The organism is Microbacterium sp. P2_F9, from assembly GCF_056403635.1.
Window position 1 is genome coordinate 1 of record NZ_JBFUFC010000141.1, and the last position, 10032, is coordinate 10032.

14 protein-coding genes are annotated in these 10032 nt (G+C 69.1%); 3 read left to right on the forward strand and 11 right to left on the reverse strand.

All coding sequences use genetic code 11. The annotated features are described in order from the left end of the window. Nucleotides 1–473, forward strand: a 473-nt coding sequence (locus tag AC1DVT_RS14080; protein ID WP_477389672.1) for an MFS transporter, incomplete at its 5' end; no start/stop codon positions are given. Nucleotides 474–576: 103 nt separating this feature from the next. Here AC1DVT_RS14080 and smpB read toward each other — a convergent pair. The 4 genes from smpB to prfB form a co-directional block, all read right to left on the reverse strand. Continuing rightward, nucleotides 577–1053, reverse strand: coding sequence for an SsrA-binding protein SmpB (gene smpB, locus AC1DVT_RS14085; RefSeq protein ID WP_457098814.1), 477 nt, complete (start codon nucleotides 1051–1053; stop codon nucleotides 577–579). A 54-nt stretch (nucleotides 1054–1107) separates the two neighbouring features. After that, nucleotides 1108–2022 carry a permease-like cell division protein FtsX gene (ftsX, locus tag AC1DVT_RS14090; RefSeq protein WP_457098815.1) on the reverse strand — a complete coding sequence of 305 codons (915 nt, stop codon included), beginning with the start codon at nucleotides 2020–2022 and terminating at the stop codon, nucleotides 1108–1110. Next, entirely contained in the window at nucleotides 2019–3032 is a 1014-nt protein-coding gene (gene ftsE / locus AC1DVT_RS14095) for a cell division ATP-binding protein FtsE (protein WP_477389674.1), read from the reverse strand. Before ftsE ends, ftsX begins: the two co-directional genes overlap by 4 nt. A gap of 66 nt (nucleotides 3033–3098) precedes the next feature. Next, nucleotides 3099–4208: a peptide chain release factor 2 gene (gene prfB, locus AC1DVT_RS14100; RefSeq protein ID WP_477389675.1), complete on the reverse strand. Its 1110-nt coding sequence runs from the start codon at nucleotides 4206–4208 to the stop codon at nucleotides 3099–3101. Between prfB and AC1DVT_RS14105 the strand changes: the two genes are divergently transcribed. Further along, complete coding sequence (locus AC1DVT_RS14105; protein ID WP_477389676.1) at nucleotides 4207–5529, forward strand: MFS transporter; 1323 nt, start codon at nucleotides 4207–4209, stop codon at nucleotides 5527–5529. The genes prfB and AC1DVT_RS14105 overlap by 2 nt on opposite strands. Before the next feature lie 3 nt (nucleotides 5530–5532). On the opposite strand, the gene AC1DVT_RS14110 is transcribed toward AC1DVT_RS14105, so the two are convergent. Genes AC1DVT_RS14110 through AC1DVT_RS14140 form a run of 7 tightly spaced genes read right to left on the reverse strand, consistent with a single transcriptional unit; the run spans nucleotide 5533 to nucleotide 9377 of the window. Continuing rightward, a complete protein-coding gene (locus AC1DVT_RS14110) occupies nucleotides 5533–5970 on the reverse strand; it encodes a pilus assembly protein TadG-related protein (protein WP_477389677.1) in 438 nt (145 codons plus the stop codon). Beyond that, entirely contained in the window at nucleotides 5967–6434 is a 468-nt protein-coding gene (locus AC1DVT_RS14115) for a TadE/TadG family type IV pilus assembly protein (RefSeq protein WP_477389678.1), read from the reverse strand. The genes AC1DVT_RS14110 and AC1DVT_RS14115 overlap by 4 nt, the downstream gene beginning before the upstream one ends. After that, nucleotides 6409–6816 carry a TadE/TadG family type IV pilus assembly protein gene (locus tag AC1DVT_RS14120; protein ID WP_457098821.1) on the reverse strand — a complete coding sequence of 136 codons (408 nt, stop codon included), beginning with the start codon at nucleotides 6814–6816 and terminating at the stop codon, nucleotides 6409–6411. The genes AC1DVT_RS14115 and AC1DVT_RS14120 overlap by 26 nt, the downstream gene beginning before the upstream one ends. A gap of 3 nt (nucleotides 6817–6819) precedes the next feature. After that, complete coding sequence (locus AC1DVT_RS14125) at nucleotides 6820–7020, reverse strand: hypothetical protein (protein ID WP_477389679.1); 201 nt, start codon at nucleotides 7018–7020, stop codon at nucleotides 6820–6822. A 25-nt stretch (nucleotides 7021–7045) separates the two neighbouring features. Then, nucleotides 7046–7969, reverse strand: coding sequence for a type II secretion system F family protein (locus tag AC1DVT_RS14130; RefSeq protein WP_477389680.1), 924 nt, complete (start codon nucleotides 7967–7969; stop codon nucleotides 7046–7048). A 5-nt stretch (nucleotides 7970–7974) separates the two neighbouring features. After that, on the reverse strand, nucleotides 7975–8832 hold the full coding sequence (locus AC1DVT_RS14135) for a type II secretion system F family protein (protein ID WP_477389681.1): 858 nt from the start codon (nucleotides 8830–8832) through the stop codon (nucleotides 7975–7977). Then, nucleotides 8829–9377: an ATPase, T2SS/T4P/T4SS family gene (locus AC1DVT_RS14140; RefSeq protein ID WP_477389682.1), complete on the reverse strand. Its 549-nt coding sequence runs from the start codon at nucleotides 9375–9377 to the stop codon at nucleotides 8829–8831. The genes AC1DVT_RS14135 and AC1DVT_RS14140 overlap by 4 nt, the downstream gene beginning before the upstream one ends. Before the next feature lie 87 nt (nucleotides 9378–9464). Here AC1DVT_RS14140 and AC1DVT_RS14145 point away from each other — a divergent pair. Then, nucleotides 9465–10032 (forward strand): recombinase family protein (locus AC1DVT_RS14145; protein WP_477389683.1); only part of this gene is annotated, 568 nt, incomplete at its 3' end.

Sequence of the window (10032 nt, forward strand, 5' to 3'; positions counted from 1 at the left end):
TCCTGTTCCCGCTCATCGCCCGGCTCACGGCACCCCGCCTGACCCTCATCGGAGCCTCCACACTCGTGGGCATCGGGTTCCTCCTCTTCCTCCCATTCCACGCGAGCTATCTGCAGGTCATCGTGAACATGGTGATCGTGGGGCTGGGTTCGGGCGCACTGGTTGCGGCGCTGCCGGCGGCCGCGGCATCCGCTGCCCCTCCCGCCCAGACCGGCGTCGCGACCGGTCTCACCAACTCCGTGAAGACCGTCGGTGGGGCGATCGCGTCGTGCGTCTTCGGCATCGCTCTTCTGCACGGCGCAACGGGTCAGGCCACCGACGGCACCGCCGGTTCGCTCGCGGGCTATGTGACCGTGTGGATCGTCTGCGGCGTGACAGCCCTCGTGGCGGCCGTCGCCCTGGTATTCGTTCCGAGAGAGGCGTTCACCGACAGGGCGGGCGAGGAGTCTGCGACGGAGTCTGCGGTGCGGTAGCCGCGTGCCCCCGGTCGTCGAGCGAGCGAGGCGAGACGAACGCACAACTCTGCTCGACGGGATCGCCGACCTGATCATGACCGGATCGCGCGGCGAGCTGGGATCAGTCGCCCAGGCGATTCTTCGAGCGCATGGCGCGCTCAGCTTCGCGCTTGTCCTCGCGCTCACGGATCGTCTGGCGCTTCTCGAACTCGCGCTTGCCCTTCGCCACCGCGATCTCGACCTTCGCGCGACCGTCCGAGAAGTAGAGCTTGAGCGGAATGAGGGTGTACCCGCCCGCCGACACGGCGTGCGAGATCTTGATGATCTCGTCCTTGTGCAGCAGCAGCTTGCGCACACGCTTCGTCGCGTGGTTCGTCCAGTGTCCCTGCGAATACTCCGGGATGTGCACGGCGTCGAGGAACGCCTCTCCCCCGTCGATGTACGCGTAGCCATCGCTGAGGTTCGCCCGACCCTGCCGCAGCGATTTCACCTCGGTGCCCGTGAGCACGAGGCCGGCCTCATAGGTCTTCTCGATCGCGTACTCGTGGCGCGCGCGACGATTGGTCGCGACGACCTTCTCCCCGCGTTCCTTGGGCATGACGTTCTCCTGACTGATCGCCGTGCATGGCGCGCGGCAGCCTGTCAGTCTAGCTCACGCACGCAGCCATCGACGGATCGCGAAGCCCGCCGAAAGCGCGGCGAGCACAATCCCGATGAGGATCAGGATCGGCACGACGGTCCAGGCATCCGCCAGACTCACCCAGGTCGTGACGAAGTCGACCCGTCTGCGCAGGTAGTCGTTCACCCCGAACTGCACGCCGGCGATCACCGCGGCGCTGGCGAGCAGCGAGCCGATCAGCGCCGCGAAGACGCCCTCCAAGATGAAGGGGGTCTGAATGAATCGATTGGATGCCCCGACCAGCCGCATGATGCCGATCTCACGTCGTCGGGCATAGGCGGAGAGCCGGATCGTCGTGGCGATCAGCAGCACCGCCGCGATGAGCATCAGCGCTGCCACCCCGACGGCGATGTAGGTCGCCACAGTCAGCGCCGAGAACAGCGGTTGGAGGTACTCGAGCTGATCCTTGACCTGCTCGACACCCTGCATGCCCTTGAACGCCTCGACGATGACGTCCGATTGGCTCTGATCGACCAGGTTCACCCAGTATGTCTCGGGCAGCTGATCGGGGGTGATCACCCCCGCATAGTCGTCGCCGAGAAGGTCGATGACGTCCTGGTACGCCTCGTCCCGATCGGCGAAGCGCACATCGCGGATCAACGGCGCGAGCGCCTGACCGTCGAGCTTCTCTTTGACGGCGGCAAGCTGCTCCTCGGTCGCGACACCGTCGGTGCACGTGGCGGTCTGGGAGTTGGCCGTGCACATGTAGATCGCGACCTGCGCACGGTCGACCCAGAAGTCGCGCATCGTGCCGATCTGCATCTGCATGAGGATCGCGGCGCCCACGAACGTCAGCGACACGAACGTCACGAGGACGACCGAGATGACCATTGACGCATTGCGTCGGAGGCCCGTCAGCGCCTCTGACAGAACGAGACGAACCCTCATGAAGTCGGACCCACTTCGTCGTCGGGGTCGACTTCGCCCAGACCGAGTCGATCGGCGAGGCCCAGCTCGGCCACATCGAGTTCGAGTTCCTCCGCGATCGGAATCGGCGCGGTTCGCGGCCGCGCCACGTGCTCGGGCTCTGGCTTGGCGAGCTCTGGCTCAGGCTTGACGGCCTCGGGCTCCGCGGGGACCGCGCTCTGCGGCTCGGGCACCGACGGCTTTCCTCCGTCGAGGGCGACTTCGCGGTGCACCTCGAGCACGGCGGTGAGGGCAGCCACCGCGGCGGCCCCGCGCTCCGGCTCGGGCGCGAGGCTCGGTAAGCCGGAGGTGTCGCCGTACCCGCCGTGGCGCTCGTCGCGTACCAGCTCACCGTTCACGAGCTCGATCACACGACGCTGCATCTGATCGACAAAGCCCGCCTCGTGGGTGGCCATGACCACGGTCGTCCCCCCGGTGTTGATTCGGGCGAGGAGCTGCATGATGTCGACGGATGTCGCGGGGTCGAGGTTGCCGGTCGGCTCATCGGCGAGCAGCACCTGGGGACGGTTGACCAAGGCGCGCGCGATGGCCACGCGCTGCTGCTCACCGCCGGACAGCTCGTGCGGGAACCGCTTCTCCTTGCCCTTGAGCCCGACGAGGGCGAGCACCTCGGGGACCGACTGCTGGATGAAGGCGCGGGAGGATCCGATCACCTGGAGGGTGAACGCGACGTTCTGGAAGACGGTCTTGTTCGGCAGCAGGCGGAAGTCCTGGAAGACCGATCCGATGTGCCGGCGGAAGTAGGGCACCTTGCGGCTGGCGAGAGTACGCAGATCCCGGCCGAGTACCACCACCCGTCCATCGGACGGGGTCTCTTCGCGAAGGATGAGCTGCAGGCACGAGGATTTCCCCGACCCTGACGCTCCCACGAGGAAGACGAATTCTCCGCGCGTCACCTCGAAGTCGACCTTGTCCAGGGCGGGCCTCGCGGTGCCGCGATAGCGCTTCGTGACGTTCTCGAACCGGATCATGGCTCCACGAGCCTAAGCGGGGCGGCCATCACTGCACCGAGCGACACTCAGGTCGCGACATCCGGATCAGTCGTCGGTCGGCCGCTTGCGCCAGCGGATGCCTGCCGAGATGAAGCCGTCGAGATCTCCGTCGAACACCGCAGTCGGGTTGTTCACCTCGTGATCGGTGCGAAGGTCCTTGACCATCTGGTACGGCGCCAGCACGTAGGAGCGCATCTGATCGCCCCAGCTCGCGGTGATCACACCGGCGAGGTCTTTCTTGATCGCCGCCTCCTGCTCCTTCTGGATCAGCATCAGGCGGGACTGGAGTACGCGCATCGCGGCGGCGCGATTCTGGATCTGCGACTTCTCGTTCTGCATCGACACGACGGTGCCGGTCGGCAGGTGGGTGAGGCGCACCGCCGAGTCGGTCGTGTTGACGGACTGACCACCAGGACCCGAGGAGCGGAACACGTCCACGCGCAGGTCGTTCTCGGGGATCTCCACCTCCACGGCCTCTTCCATGAGCGGAATGACCTCGACCGCCGCGAACGACGTCTKCCGCTTGCCGGCGGAGTTGAAGGGGCTCATCCGCACGAGGCGGTGCGTGCCCGCCTCGACGCTGAGCGTGCCGAACGCATAGGGGGCGTCGACCTCGAAGGTCGCCGACTTGATGCCGGCCTCTTCGGCGTAGGACGTGTCCATGACCGTGACGGGGTAGCGGTGCTGCTCGGCCCAGCGCAGGTACATGCGGAAGAGCATCGCGGCGAAGTCCGAGGCATCCACCCCGCCCGCGCCGGCACGGATCGTCACGACGGCAGGACGCTCGTCGTACTCTCCATCGAGCAGGGTCTGCACTTCGAGCTGACCGACGATGTCCTCGAGCTCGGCGAGCTCCTTGCGCGCCTCGTCGGCGGAATCTTCGTCGCCCATCTCATTCGCGAGCTCGACGAGCACCTCGAGGTCATCGAGACGTCGCTGGATGTCATCGATCCGGGCGAGCTCCGACTGCCGGTGGCTGAGGGCGCTCGTGACCTTCTGCGCCTTCTCGGTGTCGTCCCAGAGGTCGGGCACGCCGGCCTCTTCGCTGAGTCGCACGATCTCGGCCTTGAGCCCGTCGACGTCGACGACGGAACGGATGTCGCTGAACGTGGAACGCAGCGCATCGATGTCGGTGGTTAAGTCGAGTTCGAGCATGACAGTCCAGACTACCGTGGACATGATGACCGAGCCGCCGATCCAGACCCGACGGATGCTCCTGCGCTTCGCCCCGATGATCTACGGGCCGACCGTGCTCTTCGGCCTCGGCGAGGGCGCACTGCTCCCTCTCCTCCCGGTCATTGCGGCGGGCCTCGGCGCCGACGTCGCCCAGGCGGCGCTCGTGGCGACGGTGCTGGTGGTCGCCCGGCTGATCGGCAACCTCCCGGCCGGCTGGGCGGTCGCGCACATCGGCGAACGGTGGACGATGGGCATCGCCGGGTTCGTCGCCCTCGCCGGAGTGCTCGGAGTGATCTTCGCGCCGAGCCTCGGCATCCTGTCGGTCTCCGTCTTCGGAATCGGCCTGTGCGCAGCCGCGTTCGGCCTCGCGCGCCACGCCTTCATGACCACTCGCGTGCCGATCGTGTACCGCGCCCGCGCGCTGTCGGTCCTGGGCGGCTCGTTCCGCCTGGGGATGTTCCTCGGCCCCTTCGTCGCCGCCGGGCTGCTCGCCGCGACCGGCGAGCTCCTCGCCGCCGCGTGGTTCTTCGTCGCGTGCCTCGTGGCGCTGATCCTGCTCGTGCTGTTCGGCCRCGATCCTGAGGAGGAGCTCGCGACCGAGGGCAGCCTCCCCCGCCGAGACGCGAAGCCCCGCATCGAGGACGACCTCGCCGACGACACCGGCGAATCGACGACCGGTGCGATCCCGACCGCCGAGCGACAGGGCGTGTTCCGGACGATGTGGCTCTTCCGCGGCCTGCTCGCACGCCTCGGGCTGTCCGCGGCCGCGCTCTCCGGCATCCGACAGGCGCGCGTCTCGCTGCTGCCGCTCTGGGGCCTCTCGCTCGGGCTCGACGCCCAGGCGATCGCGCTCACCATCGGCATCACCGGTGCCCTCGAGTTCGCGCTGTTCTACTCCAGCGGCCAGATCATGGACCGCTGGGGGCGGCTCTGGGCCGCGCTCCCCTCGATGGTGCTCATGAGCGGCGCGTTCCTCGGACTCGCCTTCACCCACGACCTGGATGCCGCGACCGGCTGGTTCATCGGCGCCGCGATCGTGATCGGCATCGGCAACGGCCTGTCGAGCGGCATCCTGATGACCCTCGGCGCCGATGTGGCTCCGCCCGCCGACCCGGCGCCGTTCCTCGGATCGTGGCGGACCCTGACGGATGCCGGTGGCGCAGCCGCGCCACTCATCGTCACAGCCGTGACCGCGGTCGCGTCGCTGTCGCTCGCGACGGGGATCATCGGCGTGCTTGGCCTCGCCGGCGCCGTCGGGTTCGCGGTGTACGTGCCGCGGTACGTCCCGCACCGGCGCTGACCGTCAACGCAGCGCGGTGCGACTCGTGGCCGTCGCCTCGATCGCGACACCCTCCGGCACGAAGAAGCTGAAGACCGCCGGATGCCACGTCCCCGCGACGGTGACCCTCGCCGACACGCCGTCCGGGGTGCGCGCGTCCACCAGCACGGCTCCCCCGCCGACCTCGGCGACGAGCGCGTCCGCCTGAGCATGCACCGCGTCCGGGGTCAGTTCGGCGTAGGCCTCGCCATCAACCACCTCGAGCGTGAAGCCGTCCGCTCCCGCGAGGGACGCGGCATCCGCCAGTCCATCCAGGCGCGTCTGCGCGAGATAGAGACTCGTCGCGTCGACGCACACGAACACCGCAGCCAGTGCCAGCACCGCGTAGCCGAGCGTCAGGATGAGCACGCTTCCTTCGTCGTCGCTTCCGGATGCCGCGACCCGGCGTGATAGCCACTTCATCCGGCACCCCAGAAGCGTGACACCTTCTGTGCGGCGGAGGACTCGACCGGGATGCTGGCGATGCGGTCGAGGCCGAGCACCGGCGGCACCAGGGGCAGGGCGACCCTTGCCCGCACGGTGACGATGAGCGTCGCTCCGGACTGAGGGCACGCGGCACCCTGCGGACGGCACGACAGGGCGAGGTCGACCGCCGCGGGATCGAGGTCGTACTCGTCGATGACCGACCGGAGGACGCGATCGGCGCTCGCGCGCGCACCATCGCCATCTGCGGACTGAGCGACGGCGCGGGCGACATGACGTGCCGCGGACTCCACACCCATCGACTGTCCCTGGATGAGACCGAGCGCAACGGTGAGGTAGATGACGGGCACCAGCAGCAGAAGTCCGACCAGGATGAACTCGAGTGCCGCGGAACCGCGCTCGCCGTCGGCGCGCCGTTCAGTCCAGCGACTCGAGCGGGGCATGAGCGGTCACCTCCAGCATCCGTGGTGCTCCGAGCAGGCCGACCAGCGGGAGGGTGGCGCGCACCGTCACCGCGACGGCCGGATGACCGAGAGCCTCGGTCTCCCGCGCCACGACATCCGTCGCGTAGCCGGCACCGACGGCGCGGGACACGATCTCGGAAGTACGCCGAGCGCCCTCCCCCAGCGAGGTGTCGGCCAGGGCCGCGTGATAGGCGCCCTCGACCGCCGCATCGTGCACGACATTGCGCACGTAGATCGCGAAGCCGAACTGCAGCACCCCGAGCGTGAGGAGCGTGAGCAGGGTGCCCACCAGGACGAATTCCACCGGCGTCGACCCGGTGTCGTCGCCGAGCGACGTGAACCACCGTCGGACGGCGGCCATCGGTCAGAACCCGGAGACGCGCGCGATCGCCTGCTCGAACAGCCCGGCGAGGGCGGGTCCGGCAAGCGCCCAGATCGCCACGACGAGCCCAGCGGTCATCAACGTGATCAGCACCCAGCCGGGCACGTCTCCGCGCTCGTCGGCGAGCAGATCCTCGGCGGCGGCGCGCAGCTTCTCGCGCAGACGTGTGGGGATGAGTGACATGGTGGTGCTCCCTTCGACCTTGCGGTCAGACGATTCCGAGACGAAGCATGAAGACCCCTGGAAACACCGCGAACAGGATGCTCAGAGGGAGGATGAGGAAAACCAGCGGGAAGAGCATCCAGATCTCCTTGCGACCGGCCTGCTCGATGAGGGAGCGCTTGGCGTCCTCACGGGCGTCGAGCGCCTGGGCGTGCAGCACATCGGCCAGCGGCGCCCCGCGATCGATCGCTGCGACGACCTGATCGACGGCGCGGGAGAGCGCGGAGATCTCCAGTCGTGCGGCGAGCCGGGACAGTGCACCAGACAGCGACGAGCCGGTGCTGACCGCGAGCACGACGCCCCGGAGTTCACCGGTCAGCTCGCCCGCGCCGACTTCGCCGACCCGACGCAGCGAGTCGAGGATGCCCTCGCCCGCCGAGAGGCACAGCGCCAGGAACTCCAGGACGGTGGGCAGCTCCTCTTCGATCTGCGCGATCCGTGCACGAGCTGCCCGAGTCAGATGCGCGTCGAAGAGGAGGGCGAAGGTCAGCGCCGCGATCGGTGCGAGCAGCACGAGTGCCCCGGAGGAGCGCCCCAGCAGCGCGAGCATGACGGCAGCCACCGCGCCGGCGCCCAAGCCGCCGATGCCCCAGCCGAGCTGACGGGCACGGAAGGTCGCGGCATCCACCGTGCATCCCGCCTGATTCAGCCGCCGCTCGAGCGACTCGGTGCCGCCGAGCAGGTGCCCGGCGCGATCGGCCAGGGCGCGAAGGCCCGCCCCTGCCGTCGATGGCATCGCCGCCACGGCCGGACCGAAGCCCGGCACGTCGGCGACATCGCGAATGTATGGGGCGATGCGATGGGAGAGGCTGTGCGCGCCCCAACGGGGAGCGAGCGAGAGGAGCAGGACGACGCCGAGTCCGAACCCGCCGCCGAGCACGACGGCGATGGCGATGCGCGTGGTGTCCATGGCGATCATGCGAACCACCGCCGCGGTTCGCGGAGGCGACCGATGCGCAGCATCGCCCGATACGCCACGAACGAGAGCGCGGCGCCGGCGAGGATCATGCCCATGCCGGCCGGGCTCGCATAGGCCTCGGCGCCCTCAGGGCGGAGCGCGAGCATCGTCAGGATCACCCAGGGAGCGGCCACACCCAGCACCGCGGCACCGCGGATCCAGGACTGACGCGCCTCCACCTCGGACCGCAGCGTCGCGTCCGCCCGCACGGACGTCGCCAACGCACGGAGCACCGGCGTCAACTCCGTGCCGCCGACCTGCCGGGCCATCCGGAGCGTCTCGATGATGCGATCCCCGACCGGATCCGCCAGTGCCGCCTTCAGCCGCAGCGCACTCGAATCGAAGTGACCGGATGCCGCGAGGTCGCGGGCGAACCCCACGAACGCCGGCCGCAGCGCACTCGGTGCCGAATCTCCGAGCGCCGACACGGCGTCCGGCAGCGACATCCCGGCACGCACCGACGCGATGAGCAGGTCGCAGACGTCGGGCCAGAGGGCGCGTCGCGCCCGCATGATCCGGGAGTGGCGGGCACGCAGCCAGACGAAGGGCGCGAGTGCGCCGGCGGTGAAGGCGACGCCCGCGAGCGCGGGAACGGGAACGACGAGGAAGGTGACCGCCGCTGCGCCGACCGCGGTGCCGGCGGCGATCGCCACCACCGCAGCGGGCCGCAGATGTCCGAGGCCCGCCTCCTCGAGCAGCCGTACGAGTCGGCCGGTCGAGGCGCGGACCGCGCGCGCCTCGCCTGCGGGCCACAGCCACGGCGAAAGCGTGAGCAGGAGCCCGGCGGCGAGCACAGCACCCCACAGGAGGGTCATGCCGCATCCGCCCGGTAGAGGGTTGCCGCCTCGATCGAGCCTTCCACGACACCCGTCGGCTCGACGATCTCGACGACTCGGCGAACGCCCGTCGCGTCGCGCTCGCAATGCACGACGAGATGGACGGACGCCGCGACCGCCGGTCGCACGAAGTCGGCATCGATGTTGCGCCCGGCGAGCAGGGGCAGCGCGCAGAGCTTCGCGAGGGCCTCGCGTGCCGAGTTCGCGTGGATGGTCGCGGCCCCTGGAACTCCCGTATTCAGCGCCAGGAGCAGGTCCAGCGCCTCCGCGTCGCGCACCTCGCCCACGACGAGGCGGTCGGGCCGCATGCGCAGCGCCTCCTTCACGAGCCGGCGCAGGGTGACCTCGCCCGTGCCTTCCAGGCTGGGCTGCCGTCCCTGGAGCGACACGAGGTCCGGAGCGTCGACGGCGAGCTCGAACGTCTCCTCGACGGTGACGATCCGATGATCCGGCGGGCACGCTGCGATGAGTGCGCCTAGAAGCGTGGTCTTAACGAAACCTGGTAAAATGGCTCCGTGCCACAAAATCGAACGAAACCACCCCATGAAGGACCCAAACGTGCGGCGATCTACTGCCGAATCAGCGAGGATCGCGACGGCGACGCGGACGGCGTGAAGCGTCAAGAAGCGGACTGCAGAGCACTCGCTGAAAGGCTCGGGTACGAGATACTCGAGCCTTTCGTGTTCATCGAGAACGACGTGGGAGCCAGCACCCGCTCGACCAAGGCGCGACCGCTGTACGCCGCCATGCTCGACGCCGCCCGTCACGGCGAGATTCAGGCGATCCTGGCCTACTCGACCAGCCGCATCACCCGCCGCGTTCGGGAGTACCTCGACCTGATCGACCTGGTGGAGAAGCACGGCACCCAGATCCACACGCTGGCATCCGGCGACGTGAACCTCTCGACCGCAGACGGTCGCGGCATCGCGATCACCCTGGCCGCGTGGGACGCCGCCGAGGCTGAGCGGCTCGGAGAGCGGGTCGCGCGGGCCAAGGCGCAGGCCGTCGAGCAGGGTCGCTATCGCGGCGGCCGGCGCCCGTATGGGTTCCAGAAGGACGGCGTGACGATCATTCCCGCCGAGGCCGAGGTCATCCGGTGGGCGACGCAGCAGATCCTCGAAGGGCGCTCGATACGCGCGCTGGTGCACGACCTCAACGAGCGCGGCGTGCCCTCAACCT

Excerpts from the sequence above, each read along its gene's own strand:
- smpB (WP_457098814.1), bottom strand. The coding sequence starts at position 1,053 with ATGCCCAAGGAACGCGGGGAGAAGGTCGTCGCGACCAATCGTCGCGCG.
- ftsX (WP_457098815.1), bottom strand. The coding sequence starts at position 2,022 with ATGAGGGTTCGTCTCGTTCTGTCAGAGGCGCTGACGGGCCTCCGACGC.
- ftsE (WP_477389674.1), bottom strand. The coding sequence starts at position 3,032 with ATGATCCGGTTCGAGAACGTCACGAAGCGCTATCGCGGCACCGCGAGG.
- AC1DVT_RS14110 (WP_477389677.1), bottom strand. The coding sequence starts at position 5,970 with ATGAAGTGGCTATCACGCCGGGTCGCGGCATCCGGAAGCGACGACGAA.
- AC1DVT_RS14115 (WP_477389678.1), bottom strand. The coding sequence starts at position 6,434 with ATGCCCCGCTCGAGTCGCTGGACTGAACGGCGCGCCGACGGCGAGCGC.
- AC1DVT_RS14120 (WP_457098821.1), bottom strand. The coding sequence starts at position 6,816 with ATGGCCGCCGTCCGACGGTGGTTCACGTCGCTCGGCGACGACACCGGG.
- AC1DVT_RS14125 (WP_477389679.1), bottom strand. The coding sequence starts at position 7,020 with ATGTCACTCATCCCCACACGTCTGCGCGAGAAGCTGCGCGCCGCCGCC.
- AC1DVT_RS14130 (WP_477389680.1), bottom strand. The coding sequence starts at position 7,969 with ATGGACACCACGCGCATCGCCATCGCCGTCGTGCTCGGCGGCGGGTTC.
- AC1DVT_RS14135 (WP_477389681.1), bottom strand. The coding sequence starts at position 8,832 with ATGACCCTCCTGTGGGGTGCTGTGCTCGCCGCCGGGCTCCTGCTCACG.